Origin of the sequence: Corynebacterium zhongnanshanii, assembly GCF_014490575.1 — a bacterium.
Classification (GTDB): Bacteria; Actinomycetota; Actinomycetes; order Mycobacteriales; family Mycobacteriaceae; genus Corynebacterium; species Corynebacterium zhongnanshanii.
On sequence record NZ_CP061033.1, the window covers coordinates 825274 to 847783 of the forward strand.

At 60.2% G+C, this 22510-nt stretch carries 16 protein-coding genes; 8 read left to right on the forward strand and 8 right to left on the reverse strand.

Translation table 11 applies throughout. The features are described from left to right. Positions 1 to 17 precede the first annotated feature (17 nt). Positions 18 to 2666 carry a DNA polymerase I gene (gene polA / locus IAU67_RS03705; protein WP_151843139.1) on the forward strand — a complete coding sequence of 883 codons (2649 nt, stop codon included), beginning with the start codon at positions 18 to 20 and terminating at the stop codon, positions 2664 to 2666. On the opposite strand, the gene IAU67_RS03710 is transcribed toward polA, so the two are convergent. Next, entirely contained in the window at positions 2663 to 3586 is a 924-nt protein-coding gene (locus IAU67_RS03710; RefSeq protein ID WP_151843140.1) for a DUF368 domain-containing protein, read from the reverse strand. The two genes, polA and IAU67_RS03710, sit on opposite strands and share 4 nt — an antisense overlap. A 167-nt stretch (positions 3587 to 3753) precedes the next feature. Here IAU67_RS03710 and rpsA point away from each other — a divergent pair, with 167 nt between their 5' ends. Further along, positions 3754 to 5220: a 30S ribosomal protein S1 gene (gene rpsA, locus IAU67_RS03715; protein ID WP_151843141.1), complete on the forward strand. Its 1467-nt coding sequence runs from the start codon at positions 3754 to 3756 to the stop codon at positions 5218 to 5220. 87 nt (positions 5221 to 5307) lie between these two features. Here the strand turns inward: rpsA and IAU67_RS03720 are convergent, their stop codons facing one another. From IAU67_RS03720 to IAU67_RS03730, 3 genes are all read right to left on the reverse strand, one after another. Further along, the gene (locus tag IAU67_RS03720) at positions 5308 to 5868 is read right to left on the reverse strand and encodes a DUF421 domain-containing protein (protein WP_151843142.1); all 561 of its coding nucleotides are present in this window, start codon (positions 5866 to 5868) and stop codon (positions 5308 to 5310) included. Between the two features lie 157 nt (positions 5869 to 6025). After that, the gene (locus IAU67_RS03725; protein ID WP_187767960.1) at positions 6026 to 6958 is read right to left on the reverse strand and encodes a MaoC/PaaZ C-terminal domain-containing protein; all 933 of its coding nucleotides are present in this window, start codon (positions 6956 to 6958) and stop codon (positions 6026 to 6028) included. A gap of 13 nt (positions 6959 to 6971) precedes the next feature. After that, complete coding sequence (locus IAU67_RS03730) at positions 6972 to 8318, reverse strand: 3-oxoacyl-ACP reductase (protein WP_151843143.1); 1347 nt, start codon at positions 8316 to 8318, stop codon at positions 6972 to 6974. A 194-nt stretch (positions 8319 to 8512) separates the two neighbouring features. Between IAU67_RS03730 and IAU67_RS03735 the strand changes: the two genes are divergently transcribed. The 4 genes from IAU67_RS03735 to IAU67_RS03750 are packed head-to-tail and all read left to right on the forward strand — an operon-like array spanning position 8513 to position 13048. Beyond that, the gene (locus IAU67_RS03735) at positions 8513 to 9823 is read left to right on the forward strand and encodes an acetyl-CoA C-acetyltransferase (protein ID WP_151843144.1); all 1311 of its coding nucleotides are present in this window, start codon (positions 8513 to 8515) and stop codon (positions 9821 to 9823) included. An 18-nt stretch (positions 9824 to 9841) separates the two neighbouring features. Further along, positions 9842 to 10441, forward strand: coding sequence for a dephospho-CoA kinase (gene coaE / locus IAU67_RS03740; RefSeq protein WP_151843145.1), 600 nt, complete (start codon positions 9842 to 9844; stop codon positions 10439 to 10441). Between the two features lie 9 nt (positions 10442 to 10450). Further along, positions 10451 to 12577: an excinuclease ABC subunit UvrB gene (gene uvrB / locus IAU67_RS03745; protein ID WP_151843146.1), complete on the forward strand. Its 2127-nt coding sequence runs from the start codon at positions 10451 to 10453 to the stop codon at positions 12575 to 12577. Positions 12578 to 12604: 27 nt separating this feature from the next. After that, positions 12605 to 13048, forward strand: a complete 444-nt coding sequence (locus IAU67_RS03750; RefSeq protein ID WP_151843147.1) for a universal stress protein — start codon at positions 12605 to 12607, stop codon at positions 13046 to 13048. 24 nt (positions 13049 to 13072) lie between these two features. On the opposite strand, the gene IAU67_RS03755 is transcribed toward IAU67_RS03750, so the two are convergent. The 3 genes from IAU67_RS03755 to IAU67_RS03765 form a co-directional block, all read right to left on the reverse strand. Further along, on the reverse strand, positions 13073 to 15433 hold the full coding sequence (locus IAU67_RS03755) for a HelD family protein (protein ID WP_151843186.1): 2361 nt from the start codon (positions 15431 to 15433) through the stop codon (positions 13073 to 13075). Positions 15434 to 15523: 90 nt separating this feature from the next. Then, a complete protein-coding gene (locus IAU67_RS03760) occupies positions 15524 to 16384 on the reverse strand; it encodes a DoxX family membrane protein (protein ID WP_151843148.1) in 861 nt (286 codons plus the stop codon). Between the two features lie 189 nt (positions 16385 to 16573). Further along, entirely contained in the window at positions 16574 to 17203 is a 630-nt protein-coding gene (locus IAU67_RS03765; RefSeq protein ID WP_225723599.1) for an MBL fold metallo-hydrolase, read from the reverse strand. A 120-nt stretch (positions 17204 to 17323) separates the two neighbouring features. Between IAU67_RS03765 and uvrA the strand changes: the two genes are divergently transcribed. Together uvrA and IAU67_RS03775 are read left to right on the forward strand one after the other, a co-directional pair. After that, positions 17324 to 20227, forward strand: a complete 2904-nt coding sequence (gene uvrA, locus IAU67_RS03770) for an excinuclease ABC subunit UvrA (protein ID WP_151843150.1) — start codon at positions 17324 to 17326, stop codon at positions 20225 to 20227. Then, positions 20228 to 21775, forward strand: a complete 1548-nt coding sequence (locus tag IAU67_RS03775; protein WP_225733041.1) for a SulP family inorganic anion transporter — start codon at positions 20228 to 20230, stop codon at positions 21773 to 21775. It abuts the gene before it with no gap. Positions 21776 to 21800: 25 nt separating this feature from the next. On the opposite strand, the gene IAU67_RS03780 is transcribed toward IAU67_RS03775, so the two are convergent. Continuing rightward, positions 21801 to 22496, reverse strand: coding sequence for an NAD(P)H-binding protein (locus IAU67_RS03780; protein WP_151843151.1), 696 nt, complete (start codon positions 22494 to 22496; stop codon positions 21801 to 21803). Between the last annotated feature and the right edge of the window lie 14 nt (positions 22497 to 22510).

Genomic DNA, 22510 nt, shown 5'->3' on the forward strand with positions numbered 1-22510 from the left:
CGTATAGAGTAGAGCTCATGACTGACAAGAAGCTGTTGCTCCTCGACGGCCACTCCCTGGCCTTCCGCGCGTTCTATGCACTTCCCGCACAAAACTTCTCCACCACGGGTGGCCAACACACGAACGCAGTCTATGGCTTCTTAGGGATGTTCCTGGGCCTCATGGAGCAGGAACAGCCCACCCACGTTGCCGCCGCATTCGACCTGTCCGGACCGACCTTCCGAGAGGAATCCTTCCCTGACTACAAGGCGCAGCGTCCCTCCACACCACCGGAGTTCAAAGGGCAGATTGACCTCATCCGAAAAACGCTGGAAACCCTCGGAATTGTGACTCTCGATAAGGAGTCCTATGAGGCAGACGATATTATCGCCACCCTTGCCACGCGGGGACATGAAGCAGGAATGAACACCCTCATTTGCACAGGTGACCGCGATTCTCTTCAACTGGTGACCGATGACGTGACCGTGCTCTACACACTGAAGGGTGTTTCCGAGCTGCACCGATTTACCCCTGCAGCCGTGGAAGAAAAGTATGGAGTCACGCCCGCTCAATATCCGGATTTGGCCGCGCTTCGAGGGGATACATCGGACAATATGCCAGGTGTGCCCGGCGTCGGACCAAAAACGGCGCAAAAATGGATCACGCAATACGGCAACTTGCAGGGGGTCATAGACAATATTGAGTCCATCGGCGGCAAAGTGGGTCAGTCTCTGCGCGATAATATCGACAATGTCACGCTTGCCCGCGACATTACGGAAATGGTGCGCGACCTGGATCTTGTTAAAGACCTCGATGAGCTGAAGCCTCAAGACATTGAGGCCGCAGATGCCCTCGAAGTCTTTGAGGAATTGCAGTTTGGCGCCAACCTTCGCACTCGAGCGTTTCGCACACTGGGAGTGGAATTTGATAACGCGGACGCCATTCCTATTACCCAAGAAGATATTGCCGAAGGAAAGCTCGCCGGATGGCTGAAAAAGCGTTCCTCCACGCCAATCTCGGTGGATATCAGCGGAGAAACGCTGGCGTTATTGGATCGCGATAACGTGGGCGTGGCCATTGACCTTGCTGAGATTTCCACCAAGGATCTTGATGCACTGCAACAGTGGCTGGATTCGGATTCCCCGAAATGGTTCCACGACACCAAATTGGCCTTTCACGCCCTGATCGACCAAGGCGTCATCACCGTGTCCCATCAGGACGACGCCGAGCAGACGTCCCTGATAGCCCCAGAGCAGACGAACGGCCTCGCAGGCGTGGAGCATGACACCTCCATCGCGGCATACTTGCTGCGACCGGATGTGCGCACTCACACATTGGAAGACGTTGTGCAGCGTCACGTGGGCCGAGAATTGAGTGAGGACGCTACAGGGCTGGAGCGTGCCCAGGCCATCGCAGAATTGGTGGGGGTGCTCGCGCCCGCGCTGCTGGAGGCCGGGGCGGATGAGCTCTATTACGACCTGGAAGTACCACTGTGCCTGATTCTCGCGCGGATGGAAGCGACGGGAATCTCGGTCAATCGCTCCCATTTGGAGACATTGGCACAGGACTACGAGGATAAGGTTCAGCAGGCCGTGGATGCCGCTCGTGACGTGGCGGGAGTTCCCGACCTCAACCTGTCGAGCCCGAAGCAGCTGCAAAAGGTTCTCTTCGAGGATCTGGACCTTCCGAAAACGAAAAAGACAAAGACCGGATATTCCACGGCGGCCGCGGAACTGGAGAAACTCGCGGCGCAATCGGATCACCCATTCCTGGGCTATCTGATGCAGCACCGCGAGTATCTGAAGATGAAAAACACCATCGACGGATTGGTGAACGCCATTGAGGGCGACGGGCGCATCCACACCACTTTCAATCAAAAGGGTGCAGCCACGGGGCGCCTATCGTCCTCGGATCCCAACCTCCAAAACATTCCCGTTCGCACCGAGGCGGGGCGCATTATCCGCTCCTGCTTTGTGGTGGGCAACGGATATGAGACGTTGTTGACGGCGGATTATTCCCAGATTGAAATGCGTGTGATGGCCCACCTGTCAGAGGATCAGGGCTTGATTGAGGCCTATCAATCCGGCGAGGACCTTCACAATTACGTGGGATCGCGCGTCTTCGATGTGCCCGTGGACGCCGTCACTCCCGATCTACGCCGAAAAGTAAAGGCCCTGTCCTATGGCTTGGTGTATGGATTGTCCAGCTTTGGCCTCTCCCAACAGCTGTCCATTTCTACCGCAGAAGCCAAGCGCATCATGGATAACTATTTCGAGCGTTTCGGTGGCGTGAAGAAGTATCTGGACCACGTAGTGGAGGTTGCCCGGGAGACCGGATACACGGAGACGATCTTTGGACGCCGGCGTTACCTACCGGAATTGAACTCCTCGAACAGGGTGGCGCGAGACAACGCAGAACGTGCAGCGCTGAACGCTCCCATCCAGGGCTCGGCGGCAGACATCATTAAGTTGGCCATGATCCGGGTGGATCGGGCACTGAACGACGGGGGATTCCGCTCCCGCGTGCTGCTACAAGTCCACGATGAATTGGTGGTGGAGGTAGCCCCAGGAGAGCTAGACGAGGTGCGCCAGCTTCTGCGTGAGCAGATGGATGGCGCCGCAGAGCTCCGCGTGCCGCTCGACGTGTCCGCCGGCGACGGCGAGAACTGGGATGCTGCCGGGCACTAGCCTTCTAGAGTAGGGGAGGTGCTGGCGTCGGCGTCGTCGGTGGATTTCTTCGCGCTAAAGGCACGCTCCAGACCCACCATGATGGCCACCGCAACGGCGCCTGCGAGGAACAGGGTGATCGCCAACCCGATGTCCTGAGAGGGTGCCTCAAGGTTGGCGCTCTCATCCTGCCACGGCCACAGGGCTCGTAGGGAACCAAGCATGAGGCCGGCCATGACTACCAGCGTGATGTCGCGGTGGTCTTCCAGGAGTTTCTCCAAGATGCGCACGAAGGCGATGATGCCGGTGAGGGCACCCAGGGCGAATACGCCGATGTAGACAAGGTCGCGCTCATGAACCGCGCCCATCGTAGCGCTGTAGAGACCCACGGCCAATAGGAAGAAGGAACCGGAAACGCCTGGCAGCACCAGAGCACAGATGGCTACAGCGGCCGCGAAGAATACGACGATGAGGCTTGGGTTGGACTGAGGCGCGCTGGTCACGCCGGTGAGGAGGAACGTGGCCACGGCGGCGAGGATGAACGCCACGATGGCGACGGGCAGCTTTCGTGAGACAGCTTCCTTGTTGATCATGGACAGTGGCACCACAAGGGAGACCAGAACCATGCCGAAGAACAGTGCACGGGATGCCACGGGCTGATCAGTGACGAACGCCTCCATCACCCCGGCCATGGACACCACAACTGCTGCCATGCCGACGAGGAGGGAGATGAGAAATAGCCAGTCTGCGCTCTTGAGTTTCTGGATTGCTGCAGAACGATCCTTGACCAGGAGCTTCAGTCCGTCGAGGACAAGATTTGCTTGGGCTAGGACTCTTTCGTATACGCCGGTGACAAGTGCAATGGTGCCTCCTGAAACCCCAGGAACGAGCTCGGCCATTCCGATCAGGGCACCGCGGATGATGTTAAGTAGGATGCTCATTGGCTACCACTATAAACAAAACCCCTCCACGGAGGCGTTTTTCTGCGGTGTGGCGCGTTTGCACAGATAGTACAAGCTGTGTAACATTTGCAATGTTGTGCGCCCGCGCGGGCGTGCTTTGCAATTGTCCGTTTTCTATTCGAGTCCGTTTCGGAGACAACTAACACATGTCCACCAACAACGCACCTCAGGTAGCCATCAACGATATTGGTTCCGCTGAGGATTTCCTGGCAGCCATCGACGCAACCATCAAGTACTTCAACGATGGTGACATTGTCGAAGGCACCGTCGTGAAGGTCGATCACGACGAAGTTCTGCTTGATATCGGCTACAAGACCGAGGGTGTTATCCCTTCCCGTGAACTGTCCATCAAGCACGACGTAGACCCAGGTGAGGTCGTTGAGGTCGGCGACGTTATCGACGCTCTTGTTCTCACTAAGGAGGACAAGGAAGGTCGTCTGATCCTGTCCAAGAAGCGCGCACAGTACGAGCGTGCGTGGGGCGCCATCGAGGAGCTCAAGGAGAAGGACGAGCCAGTTACCGGTACCGTTATCGAGGTTGTCAAGGGCGGCCTGATTCTGGACATCGGTCTGCGCGGCTTCCTGCCTGCTTCCTTGGTCGAGATGCGCCGTGTTCGCGACCTGCAGCCTTACATCGGCCAGGAGATCGAAGCAAAGATCATCGAGCTGGACAAGCACCGCAACAACGTTGTGCTGTCCCGCCGCGCATTCCTGGAGCAGACCCAGTCCGAGGTTCGCTCCGAGTTCCTTAACCAGCTGCAGAAGGGGCAGGTCCGCAAGGGCGTTGTCTCCTCCATCGTCAACTTCGGTGCCTTCGTGGACCTGGGTGGCGTAGACGGCCTGGTTCACGTCTCCGAGCTGTCCTGGAAGCACATCGATCACCCATCTGAGGTTGTCTCCGTGGGCGACGAAGTGACCGTCGAGGTTATCGAGGTTGTTCTGGACCGCGAGCGCGTCTCCCTGTCTCTGAAGGCAACCCAGGAAGACCCATGGCGCGTCTTCGCCCGCACCCACGCCATCGGCCAGATTGTTCCGGGCAAGGTCACCAAGCTGGTTCCATTCGGTGCATTCGTCCGCGTGGAAGAGGGCATCGAGGGTCTGGTACACATCTCCGAGCTGGCTGAGCGCCACGTTGAGGTTCCAGACCAGGTTGTGAGCGTTGGCCAGGAAGTGATGGTCAAGGTCATCGACATCGACCTCGAGCGTCGTCGTATCTCCCTGTCCGTCAAGCAGGCTGACGAGGACTACAACGAGGAGTTCGACCCATCCAAGTACGGCATGGCTGACTCCTACGATGAGCAGGGCAACTACATCTTCCCAGAGGGCTTCGACCCAGAGACCAACGAGTGGAAGGAAGGCTTCGACGAGCAGCGCGAGGCTTGGGAGGCACGCTATGCAGAGGCAGAGCGTCGCCACACCCAGCACACCGCTCAGATCGAGCGCAACCGCGCAGCTGCTGCTGAGGCTGCTGCCAACGGCGAGGGCGGCTACTCCTCCGAGTCCAACGACTCTAAGGGCTCCGCTTCCTCCGACTCTTCCGCTGAGGACGCAGGCACCCTGGCTTCCGACGAGCAGCTGGCTGCTCTGCGCGAGAAGCTGGCCGGCGGCGAGTAAGATCCGCGCACTGCACGGCTGATTCACGCCAGTAGCACGAAGGGCATCCATCACACGATGGATGCCCCTCTTCTTTTGTGTTTTTCGTCAGGCGTCAGCCCAGAAACTATCAGGGATTCCCTGAACCCCCTTAAACAGCTCTCGCTCCAGCGGCTCCCCCGCCCGGAAGAGCGACATTTCACCCGTGGGTTCCAGCACAATGAGCTGCACCTGATTCCGATGATGAATGCCCGCGCGTCGCATTACCATCCGCATATCGGACTTTGAGATGTGATAGTGACGCATCTGCTTGTCCAAATACTGTCCGTGCGCGAACACCGCGTGTGGCTTTTCATCGAACACCCGCCGCAACCCCGACTGCTTACGCGCCGCCCCCAGAGCCGCCTCCAGCAGCATGAGCGTCACAAGCCCAATCGCGCCGGCTGCCAGGGTGGGCGGGTGGCCGATAATCACACGCCCCGCCACCGCACCGAACATGATCAGCACCACCGTGTCGAACGCCGTCATTTTCGACATCACGCGCACACCAAACGTCCGGACAAGGATGAGGAAAAAGAGGTAAATCACCACCGCGGAGAGCACCACAATCGGGATGCGCGAGGGGTCGATTTCTATCTGTTCTACAAAATGCCTATGCAGCTCCTCCATATTGTTAAATCATAGTCCTGCGTTGATTGCCATTATTATCGACGCCGGCCCGCATCCCACCCGCATCTCGTCACCGTCCCGGAACGCGGAAAAAGGCCGGTTCGCGATACACTCGCGAACCGGCCTTGCTCTCACGGCCTTGTTAAGGCCGCCACTCTTAGAGCTTTTCGATAGAAGCGCTGGCGTGCAGCGTGTCCAGCTTGGAGCTCTTGCGTGCCTGCAGGTTCCACTGGGATGGAACAGGGTATGCCTTGTCGCCAGCAGGCTGTGCAACGATTGCTACGGTGCCCGGCAACGTCACAGGCTTAGCGAACTCAATCTTGAAGCGTGCAGCCGGAGGGACCAGTCCCTCAAGGGAGGACACCAGGCGTGCCGCAGTCCACATGCCGTGAGCGATGGTGGCTGGGAAGCCGAAGGCCTTCGCGCCCACACCAGAGATGTGGATCGGGTTCTTGTCACCCGAAGCTTCTGCGTACACCTTGATATCGTCAGCGGTGACACGGACGCGGCTGAACGCATCGTCGGTGTCGGCGTCGAAGGAAATGGGATCCACGATACGGCCGTTGGTCGGCTCCAGGTTCTTGAACGGCGAGGAGCTGGACAGCTTCGCGCCCTTGGACAGGAACGCGGAGGTCTGGGTCCACACGTCAATGCCATCCACGGAGGCCACGGTCACAACATCCAGCAGCACACCCTTCGTGTGAGGGCGCAGGTTTTCAGCATGGACGCGGAAATCCAGCACGTCGTCCACGGTCAGTGGGCGCGTCTGCTCGATGGTGTTGGATAGGTGCACCATGCCCACCGCGTTGAGGGGGGAGTCCTTCGCGGTCAGCAGCTTCATTACGATCGGGAAGCTGAGCACGTACGGGTAGGTCAGCGGCAGCTCGTTGGTGAGGCGGAAGCCCGTGGCGGAGGCGTACTCCGCCAGGTGGTTTGGATCCACCTTCACGCCTTTTACCTCGAAGGCCGTGGTTGGATTGTCCTTGGCCACGCGCTTGGTTCCCACGCCCGGCACAATGTCCTTCACTGCATTCTTGTACTCATCCATCAACACGGGGATGGATGGGAGTTCCTTGTAGGTCACTGTCATGATTGTTTCCCTTTTACGCACCCATCATTGCCTGGCCACACACGCGGACAACGTTTCCGGTGACGGCCTGGGAAGAAGGAGCGGCGAAGTAGGCGATGGTCTCGGCAACGTCCACGGTCTCGCCACCCTGGTTCAGGGAGGACAGAACGCGGCCACCCACGCGGGTGCCGAATGGGATCGCGGCGGTCATCTGGGTTTCGATGAAGCCAGGGGCCACAGCGTTGACGGTGATGCCCTTGTCGGCCAGGGCGTCGGAGAAGGAATCCACGAAGCCGATCACGCCGGCCTTAGTTGCACCGTAGTTGGTCTGGCCGCGGTTACCGGCGATACCGGCGATGGAGGCTACGCCGATCACGCGACCGTTGGTGTTCAGGCCACCGTTGTCCAGGAGAGCCTCGGTGATGCGCACAGGAGCGGCCAGGTTTACGGCGATGACGGCGTCCCAGCGGCCCTCGTCCATGTTGGCCAGCAGCTTATCGCGGGTGATGCCGGCGTTGTGCACGATGATGTCGATTGGTCCACCGTGGCGAGCCTCGGCGTGTTCCTTCAGCTTGTCAGCGGCGTCCGCGGCGGTCACGTCCAGTGGCAGGGCGGTGCCCTTGACGCGGTTAGCGGTCTCTGCCAGAGCCTCGCCAGCCTGTGGAACGTCCACGCAGATCACCTTTGCGCCATCGCGTGCCAGAACCTCGGCGATGGTGGCGCCGATGCCGCGAGCAGCACCGGTGACAACAGCGATCTTGCCCTCAGATGGGGTGTCCCAGGAGGCAGGTGCGGATGCCTCGTCAGCGTTCACGCGGATGACCTGAGCGTCCACGAAGGCAGACTTGCCGGACAGGATGAAGCGGAGGGTGGATTCCAGGCCAGCCAGGTCAGCGGAGATGTCAGGGGAGGTGTAGACCAGCTGTGCGGTGGCTCCGCGCAGCAGCTCCTTCGCGACAGAGCGGGTGAAGCCCTCCAGTGCGCGCTGTGCGATGCGCTCGTCGGAGTTTGCTGCCAGCTCAGGGGTGGTTCCGATAACCAAGATTCGGGCAGATGGCTGAAGCTGACGCATGATGGGGTGGAAGAAATCGTACAGCTGACGCAGGTCTTCTGGCTTGGTGATGCCCGTTGCGTCGAAGACGAAGGCTGCGTACTTGTTGTCTCCCACGGTGGTGGTGATCTTGTAGTCGTCGGCCAACATCTCTTCGATGCGGCTTACCAAGCGACCGGAACCACCCAGAAGTACGCGACCGTCCAGAGCAGGCTCGCCGGCCTTGTAGCGGCGAAGCTTGGTAGGAACAGGCATTCCGACCTGCTTGGCGATCTTCTTTCCTGCATCGGAATTAATGAACTTCAGGTATGCGTCCTGGTTTTGAGGCACGTGTCAACTCCTTGAGTATCGGTAATGTCTGGCAACCATTTCACTAGAATGGACAGTGGTTCGTCCAATTTGGCTTCATGGTCCGCCGTGACATTGTATGTTTACATGTATAACCTTACGGCGTGATCGCGGTCGATGTACCGGGATTAGCCATAAATTTGTCACTTTCCACAAAAATCGGAGGAAAAGTTCTTATGAACGCCCCACGCAAGGTCGCCATCCTCGGCGGTAACCGCATCCCGTTTGCCCGCTCCAACAAGGAATACTCCAAGGCATCCAACCTGGACATGCTGTCCGCAGCCATCAACGGCCTGGTTGCCCGCTACGGACTCCAGGGCGAAGAGCTGGGCCTGGTTGCAGCAGGTGCCGTCCTAAAGCACTCCCGCGACTTCAACATGACCCGCGAAGTTGTTCTCGGCTCCGCTCTGTCCTCCTACACCCCAGCCGTTGACATGCAGATGGCGTGTGGAACCGGACTGGCCGCGCTGGTGCACGTGGGTGACGCTATTGCAGCAGGCCGTATCGAGTCCGGCATCGCCGGTGGTACGGACACCACCTCTGATGCGCCTCTGGCCGTCAACGACGAGCTGCGCAAGACCCTGATCGCCGTCAACAACGCAAAGACCGGCAAGGACCGCCTGAAGCTTCTGGGTTCCGTGCGTCCGGCACAGTTCGCACCAGAGCAGCCCAACAACGGTGAGCCACGCACCGGCCTGTCCATGGGTGAGCACGCCGCCATCACCGCGCGTGAGCTGAACGTCACCCGCGAGGAGCAGGACCAGCTGGCCGCAGAGTCCCACCAGAAGCTGGCTAAGGCTTACGAGGAAGGCTTCTTCGAGGACCTGATGACCCCTTACTTGGGGGTACAGCGCGACACGAACCTGCGCCCAGACTCCACCGTGGAGAAGCTGGCGAAGCTCAAGCCAGTCTTCGGCAAGAAGGATGCAGAGCAGCACGGCATCAAGGCCACCATGACCGCCGGTAACTCCACCCCACTGACCGATGGTGCGTCCGCCGTCCTGATCTCCTCCGAGGAGTGGGCGAAGGAGCACAACATCCCAGTACGCGCATACCTGGTGGACTCCGAGGTTGCCTCCGTGGACTTCCTCCACGGCCACGACGGCCTCACCCCAGACGGCCTGCTGATGTCCCCCACCTACGCCATCGCACGCCTGCTGAAGCGCAACGGCCTGACCCTGCAGGACTTCGACTTCTACGAGATCCACGAGGCCTTCGCATCCCAGACCATCGCCACCCTCAAGGCCTTCGAGTCCGAGGACTACTGCCGCGACCGCCTGGGCCTGGATGCTCCACTGGGCTCCATCGACCGCGCGAAGCTGAACGTCAAGGGCTCCTCCTTGGCTGCAGGTCACCCATTCGCTGCAACCGGTGGACGCATCATCGCCACCGCAGCGAAGGTTCTGGAAGAAAACGGCGGCGGCCGTACCCTGGTATCCATCTGTGCAGCAGGTGGCCAGGGCATCGTTGCCATCGTTGAGCGCTAATCGAGGAATATACACTCGATGCTCACTCTAGGCCTGACCGGAGGAATCGGTTCCGGTAAATCCACGGTGTCCCGCCGCCTCAGCGAGCTGGGAGCCACCGTGGTGGACGCCGATCTTATTGCCCGCGAGATTGTGGAGCCAGGCCAGCCGGCTTTGGCTGAACTGGATGCCGCGTTCCCGGGTGTGCTGAATCCCGATGGCACGCTCCATCGTGCGGAATTGGCCCGGCAGGCCTTCAGCTCCCCGGAGCTGACCGAAAAACTCAACTCCATCACCCACCCCCGTATCAAGGAGTTGACCCGCGAGCGCTTCGCACAGGCTCGCGAGGCCGGGGTTGAGGTTCTGGTCTACGACATGCCGCTGCTGATCGAAAATGGCGAGTACACGGCCATGGATCACGTGGTGGTCGTGGACGCGGAGGATGATCTGCGTGTGTCGCGGCTCGTGGAGTATCGCGGGCTCGATGAGGACGACGCCCGGCGTCGTATCCAGGCACAGATTGACAGGGAGTCCCGCCTCGCCGCAGCGGATACCGTCCTGGACAACAACGGCACGCAGGAGCAGTTGCTGGAGCAGGTCGATGAACTGTGGAGGACCGTGTGTGCCTCGCAGCGCTAGACTGTGGGCATGGCATTTGCAGCTGAGCGACCAGAGCTATCCTATTCTGAATTCCGCCCCGTCGGCGATATCGAACGCACTCCTGGCACATTCCAGGTCATTAGTGAGTTTGAGCCCGCGGGCGATCAACCCAAAGCAATTGGGGAATTAGCCGAACGCCTCGATCGCGGCGAGCGCGACATTGTTCTCTTGGGTGCCACGGGTACGGGTAAATCCGCCACCGCCGCGTGGTTGATTGAAAAAGTTCAGCGCCCCACGCTGGTTATGGCGCCGAATAAAACCCTCGCGGCTCAGTTGGCCAATGAGCTCCGCAGTCTTCTTCCGAATAACGCGGTGGAGTATTTCGTCTCCTATTATGACTACTACCAGCCGGAGGCGTATATCGCCCAGTCTGATACGTATATCGAGAAGGATTCTTCCATTAACGAGGACGTTGAGCGCCTGCGACATTCGGCCACGTCGGCGTTGCTGTCCCGGCGTGATGTGGTGGTGGTATCGTCTGTATCTTGCATTTATGGCCTGGGTACGCCTCAGTCCTACCTGGATCGCTCCGCCGTGCTGCGGGTAGGTGAGGAGATTGACCGGGACAAGTTCCTACGCCTGTTGGTGGATATTCAATACACGCGCAATGACATGTCCTTTACCCGTGGAACATTCCGCGTGAAGGGGGACACGGTCGATATCATACCGGCCTATGAAGAATTAGCCGTGCGCGTGGAGTTCTTCGGCGATGAAGTGGATACCCTGTATTACATTCACCCGTTGACGGGAGATGTGATCCGCAATGTAGAGGAATTGCGCATCTTTCCCGCAACGCACTATGTGGCGGGGCCGGAGCGCATGGAAAAGGCGATCGAGTCCATTAAAGAGGAGCTAGAAGAGCGGCTGGAGGAGCTTGAGAATAAGGGCAAGCTGCTGGAGGCCCAGCGCCTGCGCATGCGCACGGAATATGACCTGGAAATGATTCAACAGGTCGGCTTCACCAGCGGCATTGAGAATTATTCGCGGCACATCGATGGGCGAGAGGCAGGCTCGGCCCCCGCGACCCTGATCGACTACTTTCCCGAAGACTTCCTCACCATCATCGACGAGTCTCACGTGACCGTCCCCCAAATTGGGGGAATGTTCGAGGGAGATGCGTCCCGCAAGCGCAACCTCGTGGAGCACGGATTTCGGCTGCCCTCCGCCTTGGACAACCGCCCATTGACGTGGGAGGAGTTTGATGACCGCAAAGGCCAGTGCGTGTACCTGTCCGCGACCCCCGGAGACTATGAGCTCGCGGCCGCTGGTGGCGAGTTCGTGGAACAAGTCATCCGTCCGACCGGCCTGGTCGATCCGAAGGTGGAGGTGCGCCCTACCAAGGGCCAGATTGATGATCTGATTGAGCAGATCCGCCGCCGGACGGACAAGGACGAGCGTGTGTTGGTGACCACGCTGACCAAGCGCATGGCCGAGGACCTCACGGATTACCTGCTGGAGCACGGCGTGAAGGTCCGCTATATGCACTCGGACATCGACACGTTGCGTCGCGTGGAGCTGCTGCGTCAGTTGCGCCTGGGCGAGTATGACGTGCTGGTGGGCATCAACTTGCTCCGTGAGGGTCTGGATCTGCCGGAGGTTTCTCTGGTGGCGATCCTGGACGCGGATAAGGAGGGATTCCTCCGCTCCACCCGTTCGCTGATCCAGACGATCGGACGCGCCGCGCGTAACGTCTCCGGCGAGGTGATCATGTACGCGGACAAGGTGACGGAATCCATGGCGTACGCGATTGACGAAACCGAACGTCGCCGAGCCAAGCAGATCGCCTACAACGAGGAGCACGGGATCGATCCTCAACCGTTGCGGAAGAAGATCGCGGACATCCTTGACCAAGTCGCGGAATTCGGCAGCGATGAATATTCGCCGTCTGCGGGGGAGACGTCCCTGAATACCGACGCCCAGCTCGCGACCGATGGGGCGTTCACCCCAGAGGGGGAGCCCATGGCCCGGGAGCAGCTGGAGAAGCTCATTGCTCAGATGACCGAGCAGATGAAGGAGGCCGCTCGGGAGTTGAAGTTCGAGCTGGCTGGTCGGCTGCGTGACGAGATTATGGACTTGAAGAAGGAACTCAAGGGAATGATCGACGCGGGCATGTAGCCCCGGGAAAGATTCCGAACGTATAGGATGGTGACTATGTTCGGCACCATTGTTGTGGGAACCGACGGTTCCCAATCTTCGTTTTTGGCAGTTCGTCGCGCGGCAGCCATTGCCGCAGCGTTTGATGCAGAGTTGGTGCTGGCGAGCGCCTACTACCCCCAAGATGCGGACGTGGCGAACTCCTCCAGGGATGATTCGCGTGTGGTGGTGGGGGAGCCGGACGCCAACGAAGTGTTGGCTGCGGCGCTCAAGGAGGCCAAGGACGAGGGTGCTACCAAGGTCACCGCGAAGATGAAGGCGGGCGCCCCGGTGGTTGCTCTCATGTCTGTGGTGACCGAGGTGGATGCGGACCTGCTGGTGGTGGGTAACCGCGGTATCAACTCCCTAACGGGGCGACTGCTGGGCAGCGTTCCGGCCGATGTGGCCCGGCAGTCCCAGTGCGATGTGATGATCGTCCACACCGTGGATTAGACACTCTGGACTCGTTGCTGTGCGCTAGGAGCTGTGAATTGGGGGTAGGTTGTCCCACTCAAATCCGCCATCGTTGACGATGGTGAGGCCCTGGGTTGCACGCGTCAGCGCTACGTACACATCGTTGAGCCCCTGCGGGCTGGCCTCCAGGAACTCGGCTGGCTCCACCACTACAACTTCGTCGAACTCCAGGCCCTTGGCGGCGGAAATATCACAGAAAATAACGTGCTCGTCTATTCCCACCTCGTGCTCTTGCAGTGCCGATTCCAGCGTGGAACTGGCCTGGGATGTGGCAGAAATAACGCCCACTAATCCTTCTCCGGCGCGCTGGCGAATCTCCGGCAAGGCAGTGAACAATTCTTGTCCGGAAATCTGGCGAATATCAGTTCCGGATTCTCGCAATGCCACCGGGGCGTCCTGATCCGGCGCAATATCGGCAAGTAGAGAATTAGCCACCTCGGAAATATCCCGCGGGGTGCGGTAATTGACCGTCAGTTCGTGGAGTTTCCACCGATCACCTACGAAGGGGGATAGGGTCTGTGACCATTGATCCACTCCGGCAGGATTACCCGTTTGCGCAGGATCACCGACAAGAGTCATCCACCTATTCGGACTGCGGCGAAACACCATGCGCCACGCCATTTCTGATAATTCCTGCGCTTCATCGACAATGATATGACCAAAAGCCCACCGGATATCGGCAGCAGCGCGCTCGGCCGTGGTGCGCTTTTCCTGTAACGTGTGCCGTTTGGCGAGAGCCTCGGCGTCGACAATGTCATACGCCATGAGGATTTCCGCATCGAACCCATCATCCAAGTCTTGGGACGCCGAGCCCGTCAGAATGTCCAGCGCATCCTGGGCATCGGCGATGGCCTCGCGCCATTCCTCCCGTTCAGCCTCGGCGGATTCCTCGTTGTCCACAACTCCCAGCAGGTCGGAGAGCTCGTCGAGTAGCGGGGCGTCAGCGTCGGTCCACTGGCCGGCGGAGGTGAGGCCGGCGCGCGTGGACTCGTCGTACTCGGCGGTTGCTTCGGCCAGGTTGTCGGGGTCGGTGTAGAGGCGCCGGAGCACCTTCTCTGGGGTGAGTTCCGGCCACAGCTCGCCCACGGCCTCCACCACATCGGGCTCGGTGCCCAAGTCATCCCGAAGCTGCGCCTTGTCCGCCCCGGAGAGCAAATTCTGTCCGCCCAAAGGATCCGCACCGATGCGCTCGGCCAACAGGTCAGTGAGGGTGTCCAAGGCGTGATTGATAAAGATGCTGCGGGCCTGATTATGCGGTTTACGAGAACGCCGCGCCCGTGTGCGAGCCGCGCGTACGTGTGCGGGAGTTAGGGACAGAGAAATGCCATCCACCACAAATTCCAGCGGCTCGTCAGGCACTGTTTGCCACGTTTTTACCGCCGATGCCAGAATGTGGACCATTTCCACCGAGCCCTTGACCTCACGGGCCAGGAGATTCTCCTCAGGAATGGTGGATACACCCGGCAGTAATGTCCCCGGAGTAGCCAACACCACACCCGTCTCTCCCAGCGAGGGAAGAACCTGCGAAATGTAATTCAAAAAGCGCGCATTCGGCCCAATAATAAGCACACCCGTGTTCGCCAGCTGCTCGCGCCACGTGTACAACAGATACGCCGCGCGATGGAGCGCCACCGCGGTCTTGCCCGTGCCCGGCGCGCCCTGCACAATCGTCACCCCGCGGTACGGGCTGCGGATAATCGTGTCCTGCTCCGCCGCGATGGTCTCCACGATGTCGCGCATGTGCGGAGTGCGCGCTGCGTTCACCGCATCCAGCAATGCCTGTTCCTGACCGACGCCGCCCCCTGTCGTTGCCAGGGCCGCGTCTCCTGCGGAGGTTCCGCGGGCAATGAGCGTCTCGTCGCTGGAGGAAATGACCTTATGGCCACGGGTCTTGATGTGGCGGCGCGTATGAACACCTTGGGGGTGCAGGGTGGTCGCCAGGTAGAAGGGGCGGGCCTGCGGGGCGCGCCAATCCATGAGGAGTGTCCGCATCGCCTCGTCGTTGTCGTGGACGCCAATGCGGCCGATGTAACGCCGGTCGACCACAGTGCCGTCGATCATGACCGGGTTATCCGGGTCGTCGTCCGTGGGGTCTTCCACATCAATACGACCGAACATCAGGCCCACGTCCGCGGCGGTGAGGGTTTGCAACCGGGCTGTAATATCCGCGGCCTCGCGGTCGCGCATCATGAGCCCCTGAGGATCATCGATGTCCGCTTCTTTGCGCACGTCTTTCAGACGTGCTTCCAATGTGTCCCGGCGTGTGGCAATCAGCGCCAGGAGCTGGTCGAGGTGGCGTTGTTCCTCGTGGATGCTCAACGATGTCCTTTCGCGGAAGATAAAAACTGGCACCCCAGTCAACATCGGACTGGGGTGCATACATTCCCACTTGTCGTCACCTTCTCGGTGACCGGGGGAGTGCTGGAACAGCGAGCGCGGGAGAAGGTGTGTGCTTTAGAAGTTGTACTTCTTTGCAGCCTTCTTAGCCTGCTTGCGCGCCTTCTTGGAACGCTTCTTGGCCTCCTTGCGGGCCTTCTTCAGTTCCTTGCGGCCCTGCTTCTGAGCTTCCTGAGCGCGCTCGCGGGCGGCCTTGCCCTGCTCCTGGGCGTAGGCGGATGCTTGGCTGCCGAAGTCAGCGGCCTGGTCACGCAGCTCGGAGGCCTTCTCCGCAGCCTGGTCGCGGAAGTCCAGTGCGGACTCCTTCCAGTCATCCTTGTTGTCGTCCACGTACTCGGAGACGGTCTGTGCAACCTCGGCGACCTTCTCCTTCGCGGTTCCGAAGAAGTCAGATGCCTGTGCCTGTGCGGTCTCCGCTAGTTCCTTGGAGCGGTCCTGGGCGTTAGCCAGCATCTTTTCCTGCTCGGACTTACCTGGCATGGCCTTCTTTACGCGCCATGCCACGGACGGCTTGCCCTGGGTGTCCATGCTGGTTACCAGCAGTCCACCCAGCAAGGTGGCGTCCGTCAAGAAGCCGGTCTGCTTCTGCTGCTTCTTGTTCTTGTCGCTCTCGCTCCAGAAGGCATTGCGGTTCAGGGTGGTGGGGATCTGGATTGCAGCCAGAACCAACGCGCCCAAGCGTGGGGCCTTGTTCGTTGCCACCAGTGCGCTGGCGGCTACCTTCGTGCCTCCCAGGATGCGTGCCTGGGTTGGGCCGTCGGTAGGGATGGCCTTGGCGTACTGAGGAGGCAGAACGGAGCGCACAGGTCCGATGACGGCCTTGGCTTCGCCAGCGTGCTCCTTGGGGTTGCGCAGAGTCTGCACACCGTCGACGATGAATGCCGAGGCGACCAGAGTATGAGCAATCTTGCGGATCATATGTAGTCCTAACCCTTCGTGGTGTTTTTAGTCTGCTATCAACTAATACCGAAAAAGCTTCCGCCGTGCAGCTTCACCCCTCTCACGTGCACTTTTCGCGCGGCAAGGGGAGGATTGTGCTGACAACAGTGGCGTCTAGGAGGGCGCCGACGGTGGCGCCTTCGAAGACGCGTTCTCGTCCCGTCCGATTTACCAGCCGCGCTCGCGCCACTCGTCCACATGAGGCTTCTCCGCGCCCACCGTGGTGGAGTTGCCGTGCCCAGGATGCAGAAGGGTGTTGTCGGGAAGAGTGAAGATCCGCTCCTCCACGTCACTCAGCAATTGCGTGAAGTCCTTGTCGGACGTTGTCTTGCCCACTCCTCCCGGGAAGACGGAATCGCCCACCCATGCCTGGGGCTGCTGCTTGTCCAGATGGAGAACGGCAAGGCCACCCGGGGTGTGGCCACGAAGCTCCACGACCTGGAGGTCCAATGTATTCAAGGCACTGCTCGCAAGATCCAGGGGTTGCGTCTCCCCGGAGTCCGTGCCATAGGTTCGATCGGCTGGGGAGGGCAGCGCTGGGGCGTCGAGTCTCGGGGCATGGTGGCGCGCATCAGTATGCTGCAGCACCTCCGCCAAGGCCTGCACATGGTCGGCATGGCGATGCGTGGTGAGGACGTCGGTGATGGTTACGTCATGCTCGCGCGCCAACTCCAGCAGTGCGGGGGCATCGGTGGCGGCATCAATCAGCAGAGCGTCTCCGCCCATGCAGATCAGCCAGCAGTTGTTGTCCATGCTGCCCACGGAGATGTGAAAGAATTCTGGGTGCGTAGTGCTCATAGTGACCACCCTACGCATCGTGCGCTCTTGCGGCGTTGGGGCGAATGTCGGAGGTTTGAGTAGAATAGGTGTTCAATTAACTTCCGATGCCGATAACGATAGTTTGGATACTGATTTACTGTGGCTGATCAGCTAATTGTGCGCGGAGCACGTGAGCATAACCTCAAAGGCGTGGACATCGACCTGCCTCGTGACAAGATGATTGTCTTCACCGGCTTGTCCGGATCGGGTAAGTCCTCCCTGGCCTTTGACACAATTTTTGCCGAAGGTCAGCGTCGGTATGTTGAGTCCTTAAGCTCCTACGCCCGCATGTTCCTCGGGCGGATGGATAAGCCGGACGTAGAGCTGATCGAAGGGCTGTCCCCAGCGGTCTCCATCGATCAGAAGTCCACGAACCGCAACCCTCGGTCCACCGTGGGCACCGTGACGGAGATCTTCGACTATCTACGTCTGCTCTACGCACGCACCGGCACGCCGCACTGCCCCCAGTGTGGCGAGGTGATTCAGCGCCAGACTCCCCAGGAGATCGTGGATCAGATCCTTCAGATGGAGGAGGGGCTGAAGTTCCAGGTGCTGGCCCCCGTGGTGCGTACCCGCAAGGGCGAGTTTGTGGATCTCTTCGAGGACCTGGCGTCCCAGGGCTATTCCCGCGTGAAGGTGGATGGCGAGGTCCATCAACTCTCGAACCCGCCGAAGCTGGAAAAGCAGGTCAAGCACGATATCGACGTGGTGGTGGATCGTCTTCAGGTCAAACCTAGCCAGAAGCAGCGCCTGACGGATTCCATCGAAACGGCACTGAACCTCGCCGATGGAATTGTGGTGCTGGACTTCGTGAGCCTGGATGAGAAGGATCCGGTCCGCTACCGTCGTTTCTCCGAAAAGATGGCCTGCCCCAACGGCCACGCCTTGGCGCTGGACGAGCTGGAGCCCAGGACGTTTTCCTTCAACTCGCCTTATGGTGCCTGCCCCACCTGCGACGGGTTGGGCACGGCCCTGGAAGTGGATGAGAAACTGGTCATCCCGGACGAGGATGCCCCACTGAATAAGGCCATTGCACCGTGGGCGGGTTCCCCGAACTCCAAATACTTCGAGAAGCTCCTCGCGGCCTTGGGCAAGGAGCTGGGCTTTGATCCGAAGGCTCCGTACTCGGACCTGTCCGCTGCCCACAAGAAGGCTATTTTGAAGGGCCATTCCACGAAGATCACGGTGAACTTCCGCAATCGCTACGGACGTGGGCGCAACTACACCGCTCCGTTCGAGGGCGTGATGCCGTTTCTGACGCGCAAGCTGGACCAGACGGACTCCGAGGCGTCGAAGGAACGCTACCTCTCCTACATGCGCGAGGTGCCCTGCAGCTCCTGTGGCGGCGCCCGCCTCAAGCCGGAGGTGCTGGCCGTCACCATCGCCGCTGGGGAGCGCCGCTTGAGCATTGCGGAGCTTGCTGATCTTTCTATTTCCGACGCCAGCGCGTTCCTCAATTCCCTCACACTCAATAAACGGGAGGAGATGATCGCGGGTGCTGTGCTGCGCGAGATTCAAGCTCGCCTTCGATTCCTGCTAGACGTGGGTCTGAACTATTTGTCGATGTCCCGATCAGCGGGGACATTGTCCGGTGGCGAGGCACAACGCATTCGCCTGGCCACGCAGATCGGCTCTGGCCTCGCCGGCGTGCTGTACGTGTTGGATGAGCCGTCGATCGGTCTGCATCAGCGCGACAACGAACGCCTGATCCACACCCTGGAGCATCTGCGCGACCTGGGTAACACCCTGATCGTGGTGGAGCATGATGAGGACACGATCCGCACCGCCGACTGGCTCGTGGACATCGGGCCGCGCGCCGGTGAGTTTGGTGGTGAAGTGGTCTACCAGGGCGCCCCGGCTGGAATTCTTGAGTGCGAGGAGTCGGTGACCGGCCACTACCTGTCCGGGAAGAAGGTGCTCGCGGTTCCTTCTTCGCGCCGGGAGGTGGATCGTGAGCGGATGCTCTCGGTGCGCGGCGCGGAGGAGAACAACCTCAAGGGCGTGGACGTGTCCTTCCCGCTGGGCGTGTTGACCGTGGTCACGGGCGTGTCTGGTTCCGGTAAGTCCTCCCTGGTCAATGGGATTCTGGCCAAGGTGTTGGCCAACAACCTGAATCGCTCCCGCGTGGTTCCTGGCCACCACAAGCGCGTGGACGGCCTGGAGCACCTGGACAAGTTGGTCCAGGTGGACCAAAGTCCGATTGGACGTACTCCGCGGTCCAATCCGGCAACGTACACCGGCGTGTTCGATAAGATCCGCAAGCTCTTCGCGGAGACCACCGAAGCGAAAGTTCGTGGATACGGTCCGGGACGCTTCTCCTTTAACGTCAAGGGTGGGCGCTGCGAGGCCTGCCACGGCGACGGAACGCTGAAGATCGAGATGAACTTCCTGCCGGATGTGTACGTGCCGTGTGAGGTGTGCCAGGGTGCTCGCTATAACCGCGAGACGCTGGAAGTCACATACAAGGGCAAGAACATCGCCGAGGTTCTGGACCTTCCGATCACCGACGCCGCGGAGTTCTTTGAACCCGTTACGTCCATCTCTCGCTACCTCAATACGTTGGTGGATGTGGGCTTGGGCTATGTCCGTCTGGGACAGGCCGCCACCACGCTGTCCGGTGGTGAGGCGCAGCGCGTGAAGCTGGCCGCCGAATTGCAGAAGCGCTCGAACGGCCGCACCATCTACATCCTGGATGAGCCCACCACGGGCCTGCATTTTGAGGACATCCGGAAACTAATGCTGGTGATCCAGGGGCTGGTGGACAAGGGCAACAGCGTGCTCATCATCGAGCACAACCTGGATGTCATCAAGGCTGCAGACTGGATTGTGGACATGGGTCCCGAGGGAGGATCCGGTGGAGGCACCGTGGTGGCCGAGGGAACTCCGGAGTACGTGGCCCGCGTGGAGGGTTCCTACACAGGTCACTACCTCCGCCCTCTGCTGGAGAAGTCCCACACGGAGGAGCGCACGGATGACCGCGCACGAGACAAGGAGAACGCATAGGTGGACGCGCTGGATACACACGCGATTCAGCGAGGCTCCCACGAAGAAGGTCCAGCTCCCACCGGGATCGTGAGTTCATTTGGCTATGCCGTAAGTTCGCCCTCGCGGATCCGGAAGGAACTCTTCGGCGGTCTGGCGGTTGCCCTGGCCTTGATCCCTGAGGTGTTGAGCTTCTCCATTCTGGCCGGGATGGATCCCAAGGTTGGGCTCTTCGCCTCCGTGATCATGATGATGTCCATCGCCTTCACGGGAGGCCGACCGGCCATGGTGTCTGCCGCCGCGGGATCCGTGGCCGTGGTGATCGCCCCACTGTCTGCCAGCCACGGAGTGGACTACGTTGTCGCCGCGGTGCTCCTTGCCGGAGCGTTGCAGGTCATTTTGTCTGCTGTCGGAGTGGCCAAGCTGATGCGCTTCATTCCCCGTAGTGTGATGCTGGGCTTTGTGAACGCGCTGGGCATCCTCATGCTGACCGCACAGATGGATCACCTCATCGACGTGCCCTGGCTGGTCTACGCGCTCGTGGCGGTGGGGCTGGTCATCATGTTGGGACTGCCGCGTCTGACCACGGTCATTCCCGCGCCGCTGGTCACGATCTTCATCCTGACAGGAGCCGTGTGGGCCTTCGGATGGAACGTGCCAGATGTGGCGGACCAAGGGGAGCTGCCCACCTCGCTGCCGGGCTTGTTCCTTCCGGATGTTCCCCTCACCCTGGACACCCTGTCGGTGCTGGCACCGTACGTCGTGGGTGTGGCGCTGGTGGGACTACTGGAGTCCCTGCTCACCGCGAAACTGGTGGATGACATCACGGACGTTCACTCCGATAAGACCCGTGAATCCTACGGGCAGGGCGTGGGAAATATCTTGTCTGCCCTGATCGGCGGCATTGGTGTGTGCGCCATGATCGGCCAGACCATGATTAACGTCAAGAGCGCTCAGGCGCGCACGCGTCTGTCCACGTTCATGGGTGGAGTATTCCTCCTCGTCCTCATTCTCCTGCTTGGCGACACCGTCGGCCGGATTCCCATGGCCGCCCTCGTGGCCGTCATGATCATCGTTGCAGGAACCACCATCAACTGGCATTCGATCGCGCCGACCACTCTGAAGCAGATGCCGCTGTCCGAAACGCTGGTGATGCTGATCACCGTGGCGGCGACGTTGCTGACGGACAATCTGGCCATCGGGGTGTTCTGTGGTGTGCTCACCGCTATGGTGGCGTTCGCCCGTCGGATTGCACACCTCGTGACGGTGGAGAGACGCGTGGATGAGGGTGAGCCCGGCGTCGTTACTTATGAAGTCACGGGGCAGCTCTTTTTCGCATCATCGAACGACCTGGTGTACTCCTTCGAGTACGCCGAGGACCAGCTCAGCGGCGTGGATCAGGTGATTATTGATTTGACCATGGCAGAGATTTGGGATGCGTCTACCGTGGCGACGCTGGATAGCGTGCATAGAAAATACGCTCAGCGAGACCTGAGCGTAGAGATGAAGGGACTCGACGGGGAGTCCCAACGCCGTCTGGATCTGCTGAGCGGAAAGCTAGGGGAGTAGGGGCGCCCGGTGGCGTGGGGAGTGTCTAGATGCTGGACACCGCGTCCTCACCGTCGATGAACTCCAGTGGGCTCTGGGATGGAAACTCATCGCGGCCCACCAGCTCGGTCACCACGTCGGCTACGAGCTCACGGGAGGTCTTCACCTGAGATTCCTCCGGAAGAGCATCCTTGTTCAGAGGCTGTGGCAGGACGGTGATGCCTGCAGCGTCCTCATCTGTCAAGGTTGCAGGACCCAGGATGAAGTAGGGCAGCGAGGTTTCGGCCAGGCGAAGGTCCACAGCCTTCTTGGACTCCACGTAGGCGTACCAGGATTCGGAGGATTCCTCAGCCGTGTTCGTGGTGGCGCCGAGGTAAGAAATCATGAAGTACCGCGGTACGTGGCGGCCCTCGGACTGGAGCTTCTCCAAGGCCTCGATGGTGGCGAGGGCGCCGTCGCGGTCAACGGCCCAGGTGACGTCCGCGCCACCGCGGCCACCGTTGCCGGCTCCCCAGATAACATCATCGAAGGACGTCAGGAGGTCAGCCCATTCCTCTACGCTGAGCTTGGTGATGTCAGCCAGCACAACCTCGCCGCCGACTTCGTTGATGTCGGCGGTGTAGTCAGGATTGCGCACGAGGGAGTGAACCTCGTGGCCCTGCGCAGAGAGTTTCTTGGTGGACAGCAGTCCAATCTTTCCGTGGCCACCGATGTACAGAACCTTCTTCGTTGATGTAGTCATATTTTCGACTGTAC